This is a genomic window from Rossellomorea sp. NS-SX7 (assembly GCF_052828565.1).
In genome coordinates this window covers 1,536,316-1,557,110 of sequence record NZ_CM128249.1, presented here as the reverse complement: position 1 = coordinate 1,557,110, position 20,795 = coordinate 1,536,316, and the positions used below count along the sequence as shown (strand labels likewise).

The window sequence follows — 20,795 nt, the reverse complement described above, 5'->3', positions numbered from 1 at the left end:
CTGGAGCTGGACAGAAGAAAAGCGGAAGGGCTTAGAGGCGGGTGGCATAAGACGAACCGGCCATGAAGGCGCTCTTTGCCTTCTTGGACGGTTTGGCTTATGACATGTGCCTCTAAGCCCTGGAGCTGGACAGAAGAAAAGCGGAAGGGCTTTGCTCAGAGGCGGGTGGCATAAGACGAACTGGCCATGAAGGCGCTCTTTGCCTTCTTGGACGGTTTGGCTTATGACATGTGCCTCTAAGCCCTGGAGCTGGACAATCGAAATGCGGAGGCGGCTTGCTCAGAGGCGACAAGCATAAGGCGAAAACACCGGAAAGGCGTCTTTTGCCTTTTTGGTGTTTTTGACTTATGACCTCGAGCCTCTAGCCGCCGGAGCTGGACAAAACCGAAAAGCGGAGGCGGCTTGCTCAGCCCCGACAATCATAAGCTGATGCCAACCTGCAAACCCACATACAAAAAAACATCCCTCTTTATAAGGAGGGACGCTTCATTAATGAGCTTTTCTAGATAAACTGCTTGATCTATGAATCACCTTGCTTTGCCATCTTGGGAGAAAGCTTATTCTGAGAGGGGTCATCGTTTTTCTTCTTTTTGGCTGAATACATGAATTTGTATGCAATATAAAGGATGAGCAATACGGCTCCACCAATGAAGATATAGTTCTGAACACTGCTCATCAATGCCTGAACCGACTCCAAATGACCGTTTTTCCCTACAATGAGCATGATGAAGGTAACAGGAAAAATCCCCACAAACGTAAGAGTGCCAAACTTTATCTTGTTCACTTTACTTATCCCGGAGGCGTAGGAAATATAATTCCCGATCCCGAGTGGGCGTGAAAGAGCGATGCTCCATATACCATATTTCCTGAACCACTTCTGTGCTTTTTCAACTTTTCGCGTATTCTTATCATTCGTTTTATCCTTGATGGTATGCTTTAATTTAAACCCGATCACATACGGGATGTAGCTGAACAGGGTATAAATCAGACTGCTGAAAACAGCAAGACTGATCAGCTTTGCCCATGAAGGGTCAAGGAGATATCCGTATGTCAGTGTGACTAAAACCCCGGGAAAAGGCAGAGAAGAAGCTTCGAGTGCATTCCCGGCAAACAGTCCCCACATTCCCAATTCTTTAATGACATTTATAATAAATTCCAGCATGAGTCCTACCCTCCACAATTCATTTAATAACCTTTTCCCCTATCACAGAGAGAAGAAACTCAAACGCATCAATTTTTATATACATTATTTGAAATTAATGTAAGTATCTAATGCACCAATTTGATGAGTGCTTCGGAATCGATGGCCCATTGATCTTCAGGACTATTTTTCCGTAAGATCAATTCCCCTCTTTGCACATGAGTTTGTTCACTCGAAACCCATTTCAGCTTCGCTTTCACAATCAGCCCGAAGAAAGGATGTAAATCCTCGGATGGAAGCAATGAAAGCTCTGAAATGTCAATGTATTCAATCTCATTGATAAGCTTTTTTGCAGTTCCTTCCTTCCCTTTCGTCAGAACGAGTGAAAGAAGATTGTCATCATGCTGATTGATTGCCACTTCCATGATATGAAGGCTTTCATAAGGGTCCATATTGTATAAATATCGATGGAGTTCTCCTCCAGCTTTAAGAATCATCAATTTATGAGCTAAATCGGGTGTCGGGGTCTTATGTGTGGTACTTCCATAGAAATGAACACAAAAGTGTCCTGGAAATCCGTTCTGCAGGGCACCTGCTCCATGAGGCATCCCGTTCATTGAAGCAGGTATCAAACTGTCGTTGTATTGAACCAGAATGGCCCTTCTATCCCAGCTCCATTCACCTCCATATATCCTTTTCATGATTTTTGTATCTTCTCGTGTAAGGGGCTGTACATCTGCATGTTTACTTCCTGCCCTCCGCTGCACATTGAAACTGAGGCCAGTTTCCACGTCAATGATTGTGAAGAATGATTTATTCGGGATCATTTCATTTACTGTATGCCATGGCTGAATCTCAATCGAAAAAGAAGGAAACTGACTGCTTATGGCACTTTTCTTGTCTTTCATCATCTCAGCTTCTGCTTTACCTGTCACAATCATAAGGAAAAGTAGATAAATGAGGATTGCCCTTGCAAAATACATACTGAACCATACCTTTTTTTCTTTAGTTTCTGAATGAACCAAAAATGAATAAGCTGTAATTATTGGAAATCTTTATCTCACTCATTTCCTACATGAAAGTAAATAACTCACTTATACTACTGAAGAAGGGAATGATATTCGTGCAGCTATTAACGAAAATAACTTTGATCAGTCTTCTTTCATTTCCTGTTATGAAAGAACCCCCCACCAGTCATATTGATATTACCTTTCAGGAAAGCCATCTTTCTTCATATCAAAAGAGAGATTTAATTTATAAAGAAATTGATGAACCACTTCTAAACCCTAAAATCAGTGAAAAGATTATGGAAGACATCAATATGAAAGTGTCAGTTCCGCCTCGTGATGCCTATCTGGATGAACACAATCAAATTATCCATCATGAAAATGGATATGAATTACATCAAGGAAAGTTCAAGAACTTACTGTTGGAAGCTTTATTCTCTAAAGGATCCGCTTACATTGAAGTGCCTTTGGAAGTCATATATCCCAGAGTGGATAGTGAACTGCTTTCTTCGATCCGAACCCAGCAAATCGGAAGTTATGTCACTTATTTCAACCAACTTAATAACGAACGATCTCATAATATTGCACTTGCTGCAAATGAAATTAACAATACTGTTGTGTTTCCCGGTGAAGTATTCTCATTCAATAAAGTGGTGGGAAAACGGACAAAAGAGAAAGGGTATAAAAAAGCTCCCGTCATAGTGAGAGGGGAGCTTTCAGAAGATATCGGGGGCGGTATTTGTCAGGTCTCTTCAACGTTATTCAATGCGGTCGACCTTGCCGGTGTAAAAATCGTCGAACGATATCATCATAGTAAAAGGGTCCCTTATGTACCTCAAGGAAGAGATGCCACTGTAAGTTGGTATGGTCCGGATTTCATGTTTCGCAACATTTATAATCAGCCCCTTCTGATTCGTTCAAAAATATACGGCGGACAGCTGATTGTAACCATCCATTCATCGGATTCCATCAAAGTAAAAAAAAGAAATGTGCCTCCGTCATCCAAAGATTTGAAAGAAGAAATCCGAGAGTCATCTAATTAAACCATGCATCTCCAATCGTGGAGATGCATGTGATCAAACTGATAAAATCAATGATATTCTAAAAATTCTATCCGATTTCCGAATGGGTCCGAAACAAAGAAGCGGCTTCTTCCGTTTATTGGGGTATCTTCTTTTATTTCTATGCCTTTCTCGAGCAGGGTATTGCGAAAGTCATCCAACCCTTCAACCAGTAAGCCGGGATGAGCTTTTGTTGCTGGAATGAAATCTTTCTGAACGCCAACATGTATTTCCTGTGTGCCATACTGGAACCAGCATCCTCCCCTCCCCCGAAGGTTTTCAGGTTTTGGAATCTCCATCAGCCCTATTATTTCCCCATAAAATGTTCTTGCTTGTGTTTCACAATTTTCAGGTGCAGCCAATTGAATATGATCAATCCCTTTAAATGATACGGACATTGACAATCTCCTCTTTCTATATTTTGGATGATTTCATTTTATCACCATTTTCTGAAAAGTAGTGTGAAATGGAAAAAATAGCAGCTGCAAAAGTTTGCAGCTGCTATTTTTTCATTGTACATGATTTATGCCTTCGATGACTGTAGTGACTAATAATTCAAGATCTTCCACTTCAATATTAAGCGGCGGAGAAAGCGTCAGGACATTATTATATCCGGCGACTGTCGCCCCATTCTTTCCGATGATGACACCGTTTTGCTTGCAGTAGGAGATGACTTCATTCACTTTTTCCACTTCCAAAGGTTCTTTCGTTTGTTTATCTTTGACCATTTCGATACCAATCAGCAGTCCTTTACCTCTGATATCACCAACAAGTTTATGCTGCTGCAGCTGATTTTTGAGCGTATTGAGCGCCGTTTCACCCAGCTCGGCTGATCTGGTGAAGAGGTCTTCACTTTCCATGATTTCGAGATTTTTCAACGCAAGCGCACAAGCTGCAGGATTCCCTCCGAATGTGTTGATATGGCGGAAGTAATCATACTCTTCGATACCTTTAAAGGCCTCATATATCTCACGTTTGACTGCCGTAGCGGATAATGGCAGATACGCGGATGTGATCCCTTTAGCCATCGTGATGATATCAGGCTTGACGTCATAATTCATGAAGCCAAACGGCTTGCCTGTGCGGCCGAAACCGCATATCACTTCATCTACAATCATCAATGCACCGTGTTTCTCACACACTTCTTTGGCTGCTTTCATGTATTCTTCCTGAGGAATTAATATTCCTCCACCCGTTATAATCGGCTCCATGATGAGGGCAGCTACGGTTTCACTGAGCTCCCAAGTCATTGCCTGGTCAATCGCTTTTACACCAGGTAATTCATGTGGGGATTTCCCTGATGCTTCATCACGGTATGAGTCCGGCGGGGCAACATGGATGAACCCTGGAGCCAATGGTTCGTATTTATACTTTCTTTGTGCCTGCCCTGTAGCAGCCAATGCTCCCATTGAGTTTCCGTGATAGGCTCTATACCTTGAAACAATCTTATAGCGCTCTCCTTCACCTTTCTGCTGATGATATTGACGGGCTATTTTGAACGCAGTCTCATTTGCTTCCGAGCCGCTGTTAGAGAAAAATATTACATATTCATCCCCCAGTAAACCGTTCAGTTTCTCAGCCAGCTGAATTGCCGGCTGATGACTCTGTGTCAGAGGGAAGTAGGCCATTTTTTTCAGCTGCTCATATGCAGCTTCTGCCAGTTCCTGTCTCCCATAACCTACGTTTACACACCATAACCCGGCCATTCCATCCAAGTATTTCTTTCCTTCATGATCGGTTACCCATGAACCCTTTGACTCCGTCACAACCATCGTCCCTGAAGGATTATACGGCTTCATGGAATGCCATATGAATTGTTCATCCTGTTTCAGCCACAAATCCTGACCAGTTTTCACCATTGGGAACCCCTCCTTATTTCTTCCTAGAAATCGAATCTTGAGGTGATCATTTTCTTCCTTGTAAAGAAATTTACTCCATCTTTCCCGTTTACATGCATGTCTCCATAGAAAGAATCCTTCCACCCGGAAAATGGGAAGAATGCCATAGTCGCTGGAACTCCAACATTGATACCCAACATACCCGCATCAGCTTCTTCCCGGAACTGTCTTACCGCTTTAGCATCTTTTGTATAGAGGGTTGCTCCATTTCCGAAGCGGGATTTACGAATATATTCAAGCGCGTCATCTAAATCATCGGCACGCAGCAGGCTCAATACCGGGGCAAACATTTCTTCTTTTGCGATGGTCATCTCTGGAGTCACATGATCGAATATCGTTGCCCCCAAAAAGTTTCCTTCTTTTAACTCATCCATTTCCTTTCTTCCGTCACGAATAAGGGAAGCGCCTTCCTGCAGGCCTTTTTCAATATAATTCAGTGTCCGATCGCGATGTTCACTTCTGATTACCGGGGTCAGCAGCACTTCATCGTCCATTCCATTACCGATACAAAGTTCATCCGCTTTCTTCTTAAGTGTATTGACGAACGGTTCATTCTCCCCTACTACAACGACAGCACTGCATGCCATGCACCTCTGTCCTGCACTCCCAAATGCAGAGCTGATGATATGGTCCGCCGCTTTATCAATATCTGCATCCGGCATTACCACATGGTGATTTTTCGCTCCCGAAAGTGCCTGGACACGTTTTCCTTGAGAAGCGGATTTTTCATAAACATATTTGGCTACAGGCTGTGAACCGACAAAAGATACCGCTGCAATATCTTGATGTTCAATCAGCCCATTAACCACATCATGCGCCCCGTGCACCACATTCAGCACACCTTGAGGAATTCCGGCTTCGGTAAATAATTCTGCGAGTCTGTTTGCAAGGAGAGGGGTTCTTTCCGAAGGTTTCAGTACAAATGTATTCCCACATGCAACAGCCAGAGGGAACATCCAGAGCGGCACCATCATCGGAAAGTTGAAAGGTGTAATACCAGCGACCACTCCCAGCGGATAACGGAACATCTCCGAATCGATTTCCTCTGCAATGCCGCTAAGGGTTTCACCCATCATCAACGTCGGCGCCCCGCATGCAAATTCCACACATTCCAGCCCCCGCTGTACTTCACCATAAGCTTCTTTATATGACTTTCCGTTTTCCTGCACGACGAGCTTTGCTAATTCTTCATGATTATCAGATAAAAGTGTATGGTACTTATAGAGGATCCTCGCCCTTTTCGGAACCGGAGTTTTCTTCCATGTTTTCGAAGCTGCTTTAGCTGCCTGAACCGCACGATCGACATCTTCTTTAGTCGAAATAGGAACGTTTGCCAATTCTTCATTTGTGGCAGGATTTAAAACATTCATAGTCTGTGAACTTAGTGATTCGACCCATTTCCCATCAATGTAGTTTTTTAGGACAGCTACTTCTTTTTTAATAACCGACATATAAACTCCTCCTTGATTACGTTTCTGATAGCACTGATATTCACGTGATTTATGCTTTACGAAGTGTATAAGTACATTATGAAAGATAAAGTAAAGGCTTTCATTAGACAAAATGTAAAGTAACCGGTTCTCAACATTTGTCAATTCGTTTTTAACATTAGGCTCTAATTAGGAAAGAGCACCTAAAAAAATCACTGACCCTCTCATCTTGATACTGAACGTCTCATTACGGTCTTTAATGGGGCTAGATAATCATGAGATGCCAATAAAAACTCAATCGCTAATCTTTTATCGGAACTCATATAATCTTCACCAAGCAGTTCTTCTATTTTTTTCAGGCGATGATAAAGTGTTTGCCTGACGATGAATAATTTCTTTGCTGTCTCTTGTTTTGAACCTTGACAGCTTAAGAAAACTTTTAGCGTCAACAATAAACTTCCGTCATTCTCTTCATCATAAGAAATGAGTGGATTCAGATATTCTTCAATCATCTCCCATAGATTCACATTGTTGTTGACGATGGAAATCAGTCTGTAAAGGTGCAAGTCATCAAAGAAAAAGAATCGTTGATGCCCTTTGACTTTCGAACGGAACAATAAGCTTTCCCTAGCCGTCCTGAAACTCAAATGAATATTCATCATTTCTTCTTGATATTTACCTATGGAGATGACTGTGTCTTTGCCCTTTGAAAGGAAATGTGATTTCTCAATCTTCTCAAGTGCTGTCTTCATCCGATTCTTCCAATCATGCTGCTTACGAGTATCAAGAAGGATGAATAATAAATCATTTCCATCTTTCTCGGGTAAAGCATGAAATCCTTGCTGCTCAAATATACTTCTTGCGACCAGATTGAAATACGTGCAATCCTGTATTTCCTGTTCTTTCATGTCACTAAAGATACAAACGACACCGCCATGAAAATTCGTCTTTAATCCTCTTAGATAAGACTCAAGTCTTTCACTGGACTGCTCCCCTTTTAACCAGGACATGATCCATTTTGATTCTTCGATTCTCTTTTTCTCATTAAAATAGAGTTCCCTCATTAAAAATTGAGCCAATGCAGTGGAAGTCCTGTCCAGGAGCAGCGTTTCATATTCAGTAAATGGGGGATCATTCCTGAAAATAAAGAGCTCTGCGTATTCCCGATCGAACAGGATGACTTTTGCAGATGTAAAATCTTTTCTGGCAGTATTCAAGTGTTCTTCGTACTTCATTCGGACTTTCATTTCCTCAGAACGCCGCATTGAGGGATGAAAAAGCGGTTCTTGTTCCTTCAGTTGAAAAATGATTGGGACGTCCAATTCTTTATGTAAAACATTTAGTATTTCATGGGACTGATTAACAGTAAGCAATCTTTTATTAAGTACTTGAGCAAAATCATCTAATTTTTTCATCATTTCATATTGCTGATTGATAAGAACGGAATGAATATCCTGTGTAATACTGACGAACGGCACCTCTTTGTCGAACACGATAATGGGAAAATCGTGCTGTTCAGCCAATTGTATGACCGAGTGGGGAATGGCTGAGATATTCGTGTCAAGTTCGATGCATAGGGCGGCTGCTTCACTTTGTATGAGCTGATTCAGCAAGCAAATGAAAGAAGGCTCTTCCTTTAAGGCAAGCCCTGTAGTAAGGATTAATTCATTCCCGTTGAGTAAGTTCTTTATAGAGGTAACTTCAACTACATGGACCCATTTCACTTGGCGCTGAAGCCCTTTTTGACCGGCTATGACCCTTGAATGTTCAAAGTATCTTCTGGAAAGAATCGATTCCACTGAATGATAATAAAGACTCATCAACATATTCTCCTTCTTATAGGGTGATACGTTCTATAGACATAAATAGATAAAAAGGATTGGAATAACCCAACCCTTTACTCAACTGCAGGGATCAAAATGTGAACCTCTGAATGGTAAATCTTCATCCACTCTTCTTCCGACATTTCATTTGAAGACAGGAAGGATAACATCCATTCCACTAGTTCCTCTGATGTGTCCATGATTGTGAACAATTGAAGTTTTTTCATTTCATTTAACTTATCTATGTTCATTTCAGGCAGGTTCTCCATTTATATCCCCCTCACGTCTTAAGAATGGATCAAAAGATTTGAAAAGTACTTTCTTGCATTTGCCGTTTGTATATGAAGTGTTGCACTTCTCTTATTCTCTAAATGCTTAAAGACGACGAATGCCCCGCTTAAATTTTCTGTTACTTTTTCGATTTTAAATCCCTTTTGAATGAGGAAATCAATTTTATCCCGCTCACTTAAAAACTCTTGATATTCAGACATGTGCAAACCCCCAAATAAACTGTATTTAGTCAAACAAGTCGCTGCAGATCAAAGACTTACGATAACAAAAGGGAGGCTGATTTCAGACGGCGCGGGGGATAAAGCGTCTTATCCAATTTCTTTGCCGATGCTCTTCCCCACATGGGACGGATTCAATCCGCTATCCGCTTCAAACAACTCTCCCAATGTTCTACATCAAGCTTTGATATTACATGGCCCGCAAATTAAATAGTGGCACTTGTACCAGTCGGCGCCTTTTCCACTGACTTGTCAGCTTCAACATCTATTTCCCAATCCCGTCCTGCTGAAATCCCTAAATACTTATTGTCATCCGGGTCGAGTAATTCCGCCTGTTCGTATTTTTGGAACCACCAATACTTGGCCAGTACATAGTAACAAATCGCACCTGCACCAAAGCCTACCAGGAATGAAAAGCTTGGAACAAAATAAGATGCAACTGCACCGATCACCCAAGAGATAAAACCTGCAAGGTTGACACCATTCATATATTTATATTGGCCATGGTCTTCATATAGTGCAGGAACATTCACTCTTCGCTTTCTGATTAAATAATAATCTGCTACGAGAATGCCGACAATGGCGGATAAAATCCCCCCTACAAACAGTAGAACCGGAATGATGACTCCAAATAAGTTCCAAGGCTGTACAAGTGTACCGACGATACCCGCGGTAAATACACCGGCCCAGAAAGGAAACTTCGGTCCTCCGACGTTAGAGAAAATAGTCGCTGCGGGGACAACATTCGCTGCAATGTTTGTCGACCATTGTGCAAGAACAATCATGAGAAGCAGTATCCCAAGTACCAGACCGCCGGCTGCTTCCTGCAGTGCAATAACAGGATCATAATTTAAGACGGCTATATAGGATACAGCACCGATTAATACCATGAATGTCTGAGTAATCGGCAAAGTGATCAAATTTCCGATTAAAGAGCTCCTATTGCGTTTGAACCAATTCTTTTCATTTCGAGGTGCTTTCATATAACGTGAAATCGAAGGGATATCGGCTGCTAGGGTTGCCCAGAATCCCATATTACTGAAAATGACAACGAGAAATGCCGTAACAGCGGCTCCTCCCGTGACAGGGCTTTCCACCCAGTTCCAAATATCTCTTCCTTGTGCTGCTGCAGTGTCGGATAAAGATGAATACATCCATACAGATATAAGAATAATGACAGGAGCTGCGAGGTCGGCAAATCTTTCTACCGCTTTGATCCCCAATGCTGTGTTGACTAATTGCAATAGCGCAAAAATCATAAAACATACAAACCAATTATCAAAACCATAAAGGAGATTCAAGATCCCATTCATTGCAGTGGCTCCGAAATAGGTATTGATACCGAACCACATAGATGCTGCCACACCTCTTACAATTGAAGGAATATGAGTCCCTAACGTTCCGAATGGGGCCCGCATGTATACAGGAAAAGATAAGCCGTGTTCTACTCCGATATCACCTGTCAAGGTGATAAAAAGTCCAATTCCTATAGATCCTATCAGAGTGGCCAGGAGCACAAGGGGAAGCGGTAAAGACATCACTCCTGCTCCTCCGATAGCAAAGGTGGCAAGTACGACGACCATCCCGACCCACATGAATGAATATCCTAATTTCGTAATTTTTCTATCTTTCTCTTTTACCGGCAGTAAATCAGGTGACTTCAAATAGCTTGTTTTCAACATGAACACTCCTTTTTGTTTGCTTCAAATGGCAAAACCAAACGAATTAAAAGAGAGGCATGGGAGCAGAAAGAATCTTCTTTCCACTCTCTCATGCAGGAGCTGTTCTACAATTAAGCAAGAATCATAAGTCGTGTGATACTAGGATTTAGAAGGTTGTAAGGCTTCGCTCTCTTCTTGTGAAAGATGTTTACCGTATCTCGCTCTCTTAACATACTTTCCTTTCCCCAATTTGCCGACGAATTCTTTATCTTTAATGACATATTCGCCTCTTGATAAGACTGAAACAGGCTCACCTTTGATCTTCATGCCCTCAAACGGGTTATAGTCAGCTGCCATATGATGGTTCTCTGCGGATATGACACGTTCCGCGTTTGGATCGAAAATCACCACATCAGCATCGGAGCCTGCCGCAATGGTTCCTTTTTGCGGGTAAAGACCAAAAAGCTTCGCACTCCGTGTGGACATGATATCAACGAACTGATTCAGGGAAATCCTTCCTTTCTCAACTCCTTCTGAGAATAATATTGATACACGGTCCTCAATGATCGGTCCGCCATTTGGGATTTTTGTGAAGTCTCCCAGACCAAGATCTTTCTGTCCCTTAAAGTCGAAAGAACATTGATCTGAACCCAGCGTTTGGAGCTCTCCGCTTTTCAATGCATTCCATAATACTTCCTGATTCCACTTTTCACGCAGAGGCGGGGACCATACATACTTGGCACCCTCGAAATTCGGACGTTCCAAGTAAGATTGATCCAGGACTAAATATTGAGGGCAGGTTTCCCCCCATACATTAAGTCCTTTGCTTCTGGCTTCGGCGATTTGCTTTACAGCTTCAGAACAGGATACATGAACGACATACAATTGAGAATCAGCCAGCCCTGTTAACTTCGCCGCTCTTCCCGTTGCTTCTCCTTCAAGCTCAGGAGGTCTGGTCAACGCATGGAAAATAGGGTCTGTTTTTCCTTCAGCCAGAGCTTTTTCAGTTAAATATTCGATGACATCTCCATTTTCCGCATGCACCATGACCAGGGCACCAAGTTCCTTTGCAGCCACTAAGGTACGGAACAAGGTTTCATCATCAGCTTGAAAGACATTTTTATACGCCATGAAAACTTTGAAAGACGTAATGCCTTCGTTTTCAATCACTTCAGGCAGCTGCCCTAATACTTCCTGATTGATTTCCCCTATCATTAAATGAAAGCTGTAATCAATCACAGCCTTATCCTTTGACTTTGCATGCCATGTATCTATGGCATTTTGCAAAGGTTCACCTTTATTGGTCAAACAGAAATCGATTAGTGTCGTCGTTCCCCCGAAGGCTGCGGCTATTGTCCCGGTCTCGAAATCATCCTTCGAGACTGTACCGCCGAATGGCATCTCCAAATGGGTATGCGGATCGATTCCGCCTGGAAAAATATACTTCCCTTCCGCATCAATGACTTCTGCATCACTGATATCGAAACCTTTTCCTATACTGATGATTTTTTCATTTTCTATGAGAATATCGGCTTTATAAGTGTCCGCTGCTGTAACAATTGTTCCGTTTTGGATTATCTTTTTCATTGCTCACCCTCCTGATTATTTCACCGCATTCGTTTCACATTGTGCCAATTTACCGACTGCCGCCTGACGTTCATTCCACGTCATCGGCATATGTCCGCTCGGTACTTCCACCATATCGATCGCTCCGTCCACCGGACAGACGATCGAACATAGATTACATCCGACGCAGTCTTCTTCACGGACCTTTAAATAACTGTTTCCTTTCGGGTCTTTAAGCATGTCGATACATTGGTGGGAAGTGTCCTCGCAGGCTATATGGCATTTATTGCAATTGATGCACACATCGGTGTTTATTTTTGCTACCACACTATAGTTGAGGTCCAAATTCCCCCAATCGGAATATTTCGGTACTGATTTACCAACCAGTTCCTGAACGGATGCAATGCCTTTTTCATCAAGATAATTATTTAAGCCGTCCAGCATGTCTTCGACAATTCTGAACCCATGATGCATGGCTGCTGTACAAACCTGTACTCCCGATGCACCCATCAGCATATATTCAACGGCATCCTGCCAGTTTGAAACTCCCCCCATTCCCGAAATAGGGACATTGATACGCGGGTTGCGTGCACATTCAGCCACCATGTTCAGTGCAATTGGTTTAACCGCAGGTCCGCAATAGCCTCCGTGAGCACCTTTACCTGCTACATGGGGAATGGTGTTCCAGCTGTCAAGATCAACACCTGCAAGGCTATTAATTGTATTGATCATGCTTACTGCATCAGCCCCGCCTTTTACGGCTGATTCTGCTGTGACGGTGATATCTGTAATATTAGGAGTCAGTTTGACGATGACAGGCGTTTTGGCCACTTCCTTTGCCCAGTACGTCTGTTTTTCCACCAATTCCGGCACCTGTCCGGATGCGGCTCCCATTCCCCTTTCGGCCATACCATGAGGACAGCCGAAATTCAGCTCTAATCCGTCGACCCCGACATCTTCCACTTTTTTGACGATCTCATGCCATTTCTCCTGCTTAGGCTCCACCATTAATGATGCAATGATCGCATGATTCGGAAATCGTTTTTTCGTTTCATAAATTTCCTTAAGATTCACTTCCAATGGCCGATCCGTTATGAGTTCGATGTTATTAAAGCCTGCTACCCGCTGTCCGTTAAAGCTTACAGCAGCAAACCTTGACGATACGTTGATGATCGGTTCCCCCAGCGTTTTCCAGACAGCGCCTCCCCAACCTGCTTCGAACGCTCTCTGTACTTGATAACCCGAATTGGTCGGTGGAGCTGATGCCAGCCAAAAAGGATTTGGTGATTTAATTCCTGCTAAGTCGATATTTAAATTTGCCATGTGTTTCCCCCCTAGAACAAATCTTAATTCACCTGAAGCGACGTCAATTTTCTATGAAGGTGATAGGCTGCCTGCTTACCTTGTTCAGCAGCTGTCACTACCATCGCTTCCCCGATTCCTTTACCGAAAATCACATCCCCGCAAGCCAGCACTTTCGGATTGGACGTTTGAAGTGTATCCTTATCCACTTGAACGACCCCGTCATTATGTTCTAATTGGAATTGCTCGATCAATGACCGATGCCTTGTTTGGCCGATCGCTTTAATGACAGCATCAACGGGTAAGGTGAATTCGGACCCTTCTACCGGGACCGGACGGCGTCTTCCATCTTCGCCTGGTTCACCGAGCTCCATTTTCAAGCACTCAATTCCGATTACCTTACCATCTTCATTCCCAAGGATTCTCTTGGGAGCTGTAAGCCAGCGGAATTCAACTCCGTCCTGTTTAGCAAATTCATATTCAAAATCATAGGCCGTCATTTCTTCCAAAGTGCGGCGGTACAAGATCTTCACATTTTCAGCTCCTAACCGAACTGAACATGTCGCACCATCAATAGCTGTATTACCAGCTCCGATGACAACCACTTTCTTACCAACGTACTCTTTTGATATTTCACCGCTTTTCGTGGACTTTACAAACTCAATGGCATCATGAACACCTTCAAGGTGCTCACCTTCAATATTCAATGGAGGTACATGTGACATGCCCGCAGCCAGGATGACAAAGTCATGGCTATCGAGGATTTCTTCTGCAGAGATATCCTCGCCGACCTTCGTATTCGTCCGGATCTCTACGTTCAGCTTCTTGACTTGTTCTACTTCCCAATAGGAAATGCTTTGTGGAAGCCGGAAGGAAACAATTCCATATGTGTTCAATCCTCCAGCTTCCTTCGCCGCTTCGAAAATGGTTACTTCATAACCAAAACGTGCTAATTCCCTTGCTGCTGACAAGCCTGCAGGCCCTCCGCCGACAATCCCCACTTTTTTGCCGTTAGATTCACCTGCTTCAAATAATACCGCGTCATTATGACGGGCCCAATCGGTAGCATACCGCTGGAGATCACCAATCATGATCGGTTTCGTCGAATGATTAAGCACACAGGCACCTTCACACAATTCCTCTGTCGGACATACCCTTGAACAACTGGCACCGACCGGATTTGAACTCATGATTGTCTTTGCTGAACCTTTAAGGTTTCCTGATGCTATCTTCTTAATGAAGGAAGGAATGTCTATACCAGTGGGACATGCCTGAATGCAAGGTGCATCATAACAATACAAACATCGATTCGCTTCTTCCAAAGCATCTCTGTTGGATAATCCTTTATGGGCTTCCTGAAAATTCTCCTCAAGATGGAGTAGTGATAGTGTCTTGGACAAAATGGTTTCCCCCTTTTTCCCCAGTTAATAAATTCATAGAATCAAAGGCCGACAAAGAATGCATCCAAAGATCATTTCGATGTCAGCCCCTTTTATTCACACACCAGCGCTAAATAAATCAAGGCAGAAGCGCTGTCATATCGTTGTATGTTTCGGGTCTCCTGTCACGATAGAACTGCCATGTATCCCTTACTTCACGGATCAATTTCTTGTCCATTTCCCCAAGGATCACTTCATCTTTGTCTCTGCTGCCGATAGAGACAAACCCTCCGCGTGGATCTACCAGATAGGACTGCCCGTAAAATTCCCCCATGTTCCATGGTCCTTCATGACCGACACGGTTAATCGCCCCAAGATAATAGCCGTTTGCAACAGCATGGGCAGGCTGTTCAAGCTTCCATAAATATTCTGAGAGCCCCGCCACGGTTGCAGAAGGATTAAATACGATTTCCGCTCCTTTCAACCCCAATAACCTTGCTCCTTCAGGGAAATGTCGGTCGTAGCAGATGTATACCCCCACTTTTGCATAGGCCGTATCGAATACCGGATAACCAAGGTTACCTGGTTTAAAGTAATATTTCTCCCAGAAACCATACCCTTCACTCCCAACTGCGACATGAGGAATATGCTGCTTCCGGTATTTACCGAGATACGATCCATCAGCATCGATCACAGCCGCTGTATTGTAATATGTGGCTATGCCTTCTCTTTCATAGATCGGGAGAACGATTACGACATTCAGCTCTTTAGCTAATTCCTGAAACCGCTTTGTTGTCGGACCATTAGGTATTTCTTCTGCAGAATCATACCACTTAGGATTTTGTTCCGAGCAAAAATAGGGGCCGTAGAAAATCTCCTGTAAACAAATGATTTGAGCACCTTTCTTTGCCGCATCCCTTACCAATTCAATGTGTTTTTTAATGGATTGTTCTTTATGCACCTCTACCGGTTCGCTTCCATCCACATCGTGAGAAGCTTGAATAAGACCAATTTTCACCTTGTCTGACATCCCTATTCCTCCTAGACTAATAGATTCAATTAAATAGTAAGCGCTTTCATGTTTTTTTGCGCTTATTGAACACTTACTAAGTTTCACGGATTCAATGATGTCTGAATATTTTGTCTTTTCAACTCATTTTAACTTGTACAATATAAAATTGCACTATACACTATGTAAAATCAGCTCCTTTGACTTTTGGTCATTATGTATATTCTAAAATAGAATAGACTATTTATAGGAGTTGAATTAACGTTAGCATATGTATTCTGCGAAATTTGTAAAATAATTAGAGTAATTCTTTAGAATAGCTCGTTTTTTATCGACAAAATATTCAGAACTTTCACGATTGAAACTCAGCCTGATTCAACACTTAAAAGACCCTCCAAACGAAGGGCCTTTTAAGTTCTTATGAATTAACTGATTTTACATTTAGTGATTTTTGCCTTACAGGCTTATATTTCAGGATTTGTCGTATGAACCAAATCAGCACGGCTGTCCAGATGACAGCTCCAATGATCATGGATTCTGTGTATGGAAGGTGAAATCCTTCGGGAGCATAAAAGATATAAGAACTGACTACCGCTGTCATGAATAAAGCCGGGACACTGCAGATCCAATGGAATTTCCGGTTTTGCAGAAGATAAACAGCTGCAGTCCAAAGCATGACAGTTGCTACTACTTGATTTGACCAGCCTACGTATCTCCACAGGAAAGTATAATCTATCTGAGTCAGCAGGAAGGTCGGAAGCGCTACAGGGATAACCAGAAGTGCAGGCAGCCATTTCCCTTTCGGTTTTTCTTTTCTCCAATCAGACAATAAATCAACAAGCATCATCCTCGAGGAGCGTAAAGCAGTATCCCCGGTCGTGATTGGCAGGATGATGACACCGAGCACAGCAAGGATACCGCCAAGAGTTCCGAGTGTCGTTTTGCTGATTTCATTTACCACTCCTGCAGGACCGCCTGCAGCCAGTGCTTCCTGAAGCCCTCCAGTACCATTGAAGAATGCCATTCCCGCAGCAGCCCAGATCAATGCGATTATACCCTCAGCCACCATTGCTCCATAAAATACTTTCCTGCCCTCGCTTTCCTTCTTTATCGTCCTGGCAAGGATCGGGCTTTGTGTTGAATGGAAGCCTGATATCGCTCCGCATGAAACAGTCACCATTAATAACGGCCACAACGGAAGTTCCTGAGGATGTAAATTATTGAATGTCAGGTTAGGTACAGGATGCTCGAAGAAAAACAACCCAATCCCTATCGCCACTGCCATAAATACCAGGATCGCACCGAATATCGGGTAAACCTTCCCGATGATTTTATTGATCGGCAAAACGGTCGCAAGGATGAAATATGTAAAGATAATCAATAATGATGCCATGAAAGATAATGGCGTTACTTCGGCCATCAATTGAGCAGGTCCTGAAGTAAACGCCGCTGCAACCAGTATCATCAAGATGATAGAAAGAATATTCATTACAGACCTGACATGTCTCCCCAGGTATTTGCCAACTAATGAAGGAAATTGAGCTCCATTATGGCGAAGTGATAACATGCCTGAAAAATAATCATGTACAGCTCCTGCGAAGAGCGTGCCGACAACGATCCATATGAAGGCGACCGGTCCGTATAAAGCCCCCAATATGGCTCCGAAGATGGGACCGAGTCCTGCGATATTCAATAATTGTACCAGGCTTGCTTTCCACCAGCTCATTGGCATGTAATCAAAACCGTCTTCACTTTTGTAAGCAGGTGTTACATTCGAATCATCAATTCCGAAAATCTTCTCGATCACCTTTGAATAGATAATGTAACCTGCTACTAAAATACAGACTGATGCAAGAAATGTCAGCATCAAGATGTCCTCCCTCCAGATGAATTTATGATTCATTTTAATACGTCAAACGACAAATAACAACAGAATTTTCTAAAAATATTATTTTTTCTGATAAAAGGACAGGACCGTTTTACACCAATATTGCTTTGATATCAGCAATGTAAGTGTTTTCATTCATCAGGAAAATAATTTCTCATTCACACATAAACACAACAGGTGAATGGCAACGTTAAATTCCATAAAAAAAGAAGCTATCACATAAGATAAGCTTCTTTCAAAAAACAAACGATCATCTTGTTGAAAAACGTTCATATGCTTTTATAAAATCGATGTTTCCTCTATGTTCTGCAATATCATGAGGAGTTCTTTGATCGGCATCATTCCTGAACTCAGGGTCTGCACTGAATTCCAACAGCAGCGTGACGAGGTCTTCATCCCCTTCAAAAGCAGCGATATGAAGTGGTGTATAACCTGCAGAATCAATACCATGAATGTCTGCACCTTCTCTTAATAATAATTCAACCAATTCTTTAGGGGCTTTTCCTGCTATCGCTGCATGCAGGGCACTATTGGATGGTATATAAGATAATTTTGAACTTGATACCGAATTGATATCCGCACCGTAGTTCAATAAAAGCTGGACAATTCCCATATGTCCATAATGTGCAGCAACCCCGAGTGCGATCAATCCATTGTCATCCTCGGCATTACATAAATTAGTATCCGCTTGTAATGATTGTTCTACGGCTTCTATTTCCCCGTTTTGTATGGCCGCGAAAAATCCTTTTACAGTAACCGGCGTCATCCTTCTCACCTCATCTTCATGATTATTAAGAATATTCTATCAATATATCAGAAAAAAAGATAGGGAAGAGATCCCTATCTTTTTGCAATATTATTGATCAAGTTTTAATTTTGCCAGCGCATCAGCCAATGCCGTATTTGCGGGTTCATCTTTTTGCTGGGTCTTTAAGTATTTATTCACATCACGCTTACTTGCCTTATTGTGCTTCTCTTTCTTTCTTCGATCATTAAAGCTGGACAACTTCTCTTTATGTCCGCACACGCATACGAATAGCTGTCCTTCTCCTTCTCCTCGGAGCTCTAAGCGCTTATGGCAGTTCGGGCATCGTGCATTTGTCTTCTTGCTTATATTTTTCCGATGTCCGCATTCGCGGTCCTGACAAACTAATTTCTTTCCATTTTTATTCTTTATCTCTAACATCAGGTTCCCGCAATCCGGACATTTTGTTCCTGTGAGGTTATCATGGGAAAACTTTTTATCCGAATTTTTTATCTCGTGTACCGACTTATTTGTATAATCTTTAATTTCTTTCATAAATTCCCGTTTTTGCAGGGTGCCATTGGCTATTTTATCAAGCTTCAATTCCCACTCTGCCGTTAGGGAAGGGGAACGCAATTCATCTGGGGCAAGGTCTAATAATTGTTTCCCTTTGGAAGTAAGATGAATTTCTTTGCCTTTCGGTTCCATAGCCCCTGAGTTAAATAACTTCTCGATGATGTCAGCCCTGGTCGCGACGGTTCCAAGCCCGCCTGTCTCACCGATGGTTTCCAGTAGCTTCTTGCTGCTTTCTTTCATATATTTTACGGGATTTTCCATCGCTGCTAATAAAGTCCCTTCATTAAAACGGCCAGGCGGAGTGGTCATACCCTCGGTCTCCACAATAGAAAGGAGATTCAGTTCAGTACCTTCTTCCATTTTACCCAAGAACTGATCCTCATCTTCATCAAATCCGTAAACGTCTTTCCAACCGCTGTCTTTAACACGCTTTCCTTTTGTCTGGAAATGTTCGTTACCAATCGACAATTCAACTTTCGTCTGCTCATATTGATAAGGAGGTAAGAATATTGCCAGGAACCGTTTCACGATCAGGTCATATATTTTCACTTCCCTGTCTTGTAAACGCTGAAGGAAAGGCGTCTCCTCGGTCGGGATGATCGCATGGTGATCACTGACTTTGCGGTCATCGACATATGCTTTAGAAAGTGACATGGAGCTTTTCAACGCTTTATTTGCAGAAGCACGGTAAGGCTGAACATTAATTGCCAATAGACGGTCTTTTAACGTATCAGTGATGTCTGATGACAGGTGCTTACTGTCCGTACGGGGATACGTTACAAGCTTATGCTGTTCATAAAGCTTTTGCATGATAGAGAGTGTCTCTTTGGCACTGAATCCATACATCTTATGCGCATCCCGCTGTAATTCAGTGAGATCATAAAGGGACGGAGCATATTGTTTTTTTAAGGTGGTTTTCACTGACTTAACGATACCGGTTTTCACATTCTTTAATGAGGCCATGCGTCCATTGACCTCTTCTTTGGAAAATGTTTTCGTATCACCCTTGGCATTAGTCCAAAGGAAGGTCCCTTTTTCAGTCGCTGCTTTCATCCCATAATACGCTTTCGGTTTGAATTGCTTAATTTCCTCCTCCCTCTGAGCGATTATACTCAACGTAGGAGTTTGCACCCTTCCACAGGAAAGCTGTGCATTATACTTGGTCGTTAATGCTCTTGTTGCGTTCATTCCAACATACCAGTCCGCTTCGGACCTTGCTTGTGCTGCTTCGTATAAATTCTCATATTTCTTCGCGTCTTTCAGATTATTGAAGCCTTCTTTAATGGCTTTATCAGTCACAGAAGAAATCCATAGCCGTTTAAGAGGCTTATTGACCCTTGATTTTTCGATGATCCACCGTGCAACGAGTTCACCCTCGCGTCCTGCATCCGTCGCGATTACGATGGTACCGACATCCGTCCGATTCATCTGAGTCTTCACTGCATTAAACTGCTTTCCGGTTTTTTTGATGACGACCAGCTTTAAAGATGGAGGCATCATCGGGAGATCTTCCAGCTTCCATGATTTGTATTTATCATCATAGGATTCAGGATCTGCGAGTGTGACAAGGTGTCCAAGCGCCCACGTTACAATATATTCTTTCCCTTCCAAGAATCCATTTCCTTTATTCGTGCATTGAAGCACTCTTGCAATATCTCTGCCGACAGATGGTTTTTCTGCAAGCACTAATGTCTTTTTCATAATAAAATCCTTTCACAAAAAAAATCTTAGAGTATCTTTCCATTTTAACATACATTAGAAATTGGTCAGGGTTCCCCTTTACTCTAATAATATATTATA

Annotated in this window: 17 protein-coding genes; 1 reads left to right on the top strand and 16 read right to left on the bottom strand. The window is 42.5% G+C overall.

What is annotated here, in order from left to right; genetic code table 11:
* Nucleotides 1-520 precede the first annotated feature (520 nt).
* Both ACUXV2_RS07580 and ACUXV2_RS07575 read right to left on the bottom strand, forming a co-directional pair.
* Nucleotides 521-1,162, bottom strand: coding sequence for a DedA family protein (locus ACUXV2_RS07580; RefSeq protein WP_446246408.1), 642 nt, complete (start codon nt 1,160-1,162; stop codon nt 521-523).
* A gap of 107 nt (nt 1,163-1,269) precedes the next feature.
* On the bottom strand, nt 1,270-2,124 hold the full coding sequence (locus tag ACUXV2_RS07575) for a hypothetical protein (protein ID WP_446246407.1): 855 nt from the start codon (nt 2,122-2,124) through the stop codon (nt 1,270-1,272).
* Nucleotides 2,125-2,462: 338 nt separating this feature from the next.
* Between ACUXV2_RS07575 and ACUXV2_RS07570 the strand changes: the two genes are divergently transcribed.
* Nucleotides 2,463-3,191, top strand: coding sequence for a VanW family protein (locus ACUXV2_RS07570; protein ID WP_446246406.1), 729 nt, complete (start codon nt 2,463-2,465; stop codon nt 3,189-3,191).
* Nucleotides 3,192-3,238: 47 nt separating this feature from the next.
* Here the strand turns inward: ACUXV2_RS07570 and ACUXV2_RS07565 are convergent, their stop codons facing one another.
* The 14 genes from ACUXV2_RS07565 to ACUXV2_RS07500 all read right to left on the bottom strand — a co-directional run bounded on the left by ACUXV2_RS07565 (nt 3,239) and on the right by ACUXV2_RS07500 (nt 20,696).
* Nucleotides 3,239-3,607: a glyoxalase gene (locus ACUXV2_RS07565; protein ID WP_446246405.1), complete on the bottom strand. Its 369-nt coding sequence runs from the start codon at nt 3,605-3,607 to the stop codon at nt 3,239-3,241.
* Nucleotides 3,608-3,718: 111 nt separating this feature from the next.
* On the bottom strand, nt 3,719-5,068 hold the full coding sequence (locus tag ACUXV2_RS07560; protein ID WP_446246404.1) for an aminotransferase: 1,350 nt from the start codon (nt 5,066-5,068) through the stop codon (nt 3,719-3,721).
* A 23-nt stretch (nt 5,069-5,091) separates the two neighbouring features.
* The gene (locus ACUXV2_RS07555; protein WP_446246403.1) at nt 5,092-6,558 is read right to left on the bottom strand and encodes a CoA-acylating methylmalonate-semialdehyde dehydrogenase; all 1,467 of its coding nucleotides are present in this window, start codon (nt 6,556-6,558) and stop codon (nt 5,092-5,094) included.
* Between the two features lie 203 nt (nt 6,559-6,761).
* The gene (locus ACUXV2_RS07550) at nt 6,762-8,357 is read right to left on the bottom strand and encodes a PucR family transcriptional regulator (RefSeq protein WP_446246402.1); all 1,596 of its coding nucleotides are present in this window, start codon (nt 8,355-8,357) and stop codon (nt 6,762-6,764) included.
* Between the two features lie 77 nt (nt 8,358-8,434).
* Nucleotides 8,435-8,629 carry a hypothetical protein gene (locus ACUXV2_RS07545; RefSeq protein ID WP_446246401.1) on the bottom strand — a complete coding sequence of 65 codons (195 nt, stop codon included), beginning with the start codon at nt 8,627-8,629 and terminating at the stop codon, nt 8,435-8,437.
* Between the two features lie 18 nt (nt 8,630-8,647).
* Nucleotides 8,648-8,851, bottom strand: coding sequence for a hypothetical protein (locus ACUXV2_RS07540; RefSeq protein WP_446246400.1), 204 nt, complete (start codon nt 8,849-8,851; stop codon nt 8,648-8,650).
* 224 nt (nt 8,852-9,075) lie between these two features.
* Complete coding sequence (locus tag ACUXV2_RS07535) at nt 9,076-10,548, bottom strand: NCS1 family transporter (RefSeq protein WP_446246399.1); 1,473 nt, start codon at nt 10,546-10,548, stop codon at nt 9,076-9,078.
* A 141-nt stretch (nt 10,549-10,689) separates the two neighbouring features.
* The gene (gene hydA / locus ACUXV2_RS07530) at nt 10,690-12,117 is read right to left on the bottom strand and encodes a dihydropyrimidinase (protein ID WP_446246398.1); all 1,428 of its coding nucleotides are present in this window, start codon (nt 12,115-12,117) and stop codon (nt 10,690-10,692) included.
* Nucleotides 12,118-12,132: 15 nt separating this feature from the next.
* Entirely contained in the window at nt 12,133-13,419 is a 1,287-nt protein-coding gene (gene preA / locus ACUXV2_RS07525) for an NAD-dependent dihydropyrimidine dehydrogenase subunit PreA (protein ID WP_446246397.1), read from the bottom strand.
* Nucleotides 13,420-13,442: 23 nt separating this feature from the next.
* Entirely contained in the window at nt 13,443-14,798 is a 1,356-nt protein-coding gene (locus ACUXV2_RS07520; RefSeq protein ID WP_446246396.1) for an NAD(P)-dependent oxidoreductase, read from the bottom strand.
* Nucleotides 14,799-14,916: 118 nt separating this feature from the next.
* Nucleotides 14,917-15,807: a nitrilase-related carbon-nitrogen hydrolase gene (locus ACUXV2_RS07515; RefSeq protein ID WP_446246395.1), complete on the bottom strand. Its 891-nt coding sequence runs from the start codon at nt 15,805-15,807 to the stop codon at nt 14,917-14,919.
* Nucleotides 15,808-16,204: 397 nt separating this feature from the next.
* Nucleotides 16,205-17,653 (bottom strand): carbon starvation CstA family protein, encoded by a 1,449-nt coding sequence (locus ACUXV2_RS07510; protein WP_446246394.1) that lies wholly within the window; start codon nt 17,651-17,653, stop codon nt 16,205-16,207.
* A 271-nt stretch (nt 17,654-17,924) separates the two neighbouring features.
* Nucleotides 17,925-18,440, bottom strand: a complete 516-nt coding sequence (locus ACUXV2_RS07505; protein ID WP_446246393.1) for an ankyrin repeat domain-containing protein — start codon at nt 18,438-18,440, stop codon at nt 17,925-17,927.
* A 90-nt stretch (nt 18,441-18,530) separates the two neighbouring features.
* Nucleotides 18,531-20,696 carry a DNA topoisomerase III gene (locus tag ACUXV2_RS07500; RefSeq protein ID WP_446246392.1) on the bottom strand — a complete coding sequence of 722 codons (2,166 nt, stop codon included), beginning with the start codon at nt 20,694-20,696 and terminating at the stop codon, nt 18,531-18,533.
* Between the last annotated feature and the right edge of the window lie 99 nt (nt 20,697-20,795).

Bases quoted from the DNA above. Each gene is read 5' to 3' on its own strand.
- ACUXV2_RS07570 (WP_446246406.1), top strand. From the start codon at position 2,463: ATGAAAGTGTCAGTTCCGCCTCGTGATGCCTATCTGGATGAACACAAT.
- ACUXV2_RS07500 (WP_446246392.1), bottom strand. From the start codon at position 20,696: ATGAAAAAGACATTAGTGCTTGCAGAAAAACCATCTGTCGGCAGAGAT.
- ACUXV2_RS07550 (WP_446246402.1), bottom strand. From the start codon at position 8,357: ATGAGTCTTTATTATCATTCAGTGGAATCGATTCTTTCCAGAAGATAC.
- ACUXV2_RS07540 (WP_446246400.1), bottom strand. From the start codon at position 8,851: ATGTCTGAATATCAAGAGTTTTTAAGTGAGCGGGATAAAATTGATTTC.
- preA (WP_446246397.1), bottom strand. From the start codon at position 13,419: ATGGCAAATTTAAATATCGACTTAGCAGGAATTAAATCACCAAATCCT.
- ACUXV2_RS07575 (WP_446246407.1), bottom strand. From the start codon at position 2,124: ATGTATTTTGCAAGGGCAATCCTCATTTATCTACTTTTCCTTATGATT.
- ACUXV2_RS07560 (WP_446246404.1), bottom strand. From the start codon at position 5,068: ATGGTGAAAACTGGTCAGGATTTGTGGCTGAAACAGGATGAACAATTC.
- ACUXV2_RS07510 (WP_446246394.1), bottom strand. From the start codon at position 17,653: ATGCTGACATTTCTTGCATCAGTCTGTATTTTAGTAGCAGGTTACATT.
- ACUXV2_RS07555 (WP_446246403.1), bottom strand. From the start codon at position 6,558: ATGTCGGTTATTAAAAAAGAAGTAGCTGTCCTAAAAAACTACATTGAT.
- ACUXV2_RS07565 (WP_446246405.1), bottom strand. From the start codon at position 3,607: ATGTCCGTATCATTTAAAGGGATTGATCATATTCAATTGGCTGCACCT.
- ACUXV2_RS07580 (WP_446246408.1), bottom strand. From the start codon at position 1,162: ATGCTGGAATTTATTATAAATGTCATTAAAGAATTGGGAATGTGGGGA.
- hydA (WP_446246398.1), bottom strand. From the start codon at position 12,117: ATGAAAAAGATAATCCAAAACGGAACAATTGTTACAGCAGCGGACACT.
- ACUXV2_RS07515 (WP_446246395.1), bottom strand. From the start codon at position 15,807: ATGTCAGACAAGGTGAAAATTGGTCTTATTCAAGCTTCTCACGATGTG.
- ACUXV2_RS07505 (WP_446246393.1), bottom strand. From the start codon at position 18,440: ATGACGCCGGTTACTGTAAAAGGATTTTTCGCGGCCATACAAAACGGG.
- ACUXV2_RS07545 (WP_446246401.1), bottom strand. From the start codon at position 8,629: ATGGAGAACCTGCCTGAAATGAACATAGATAAGTTAAATGAAATGAAA.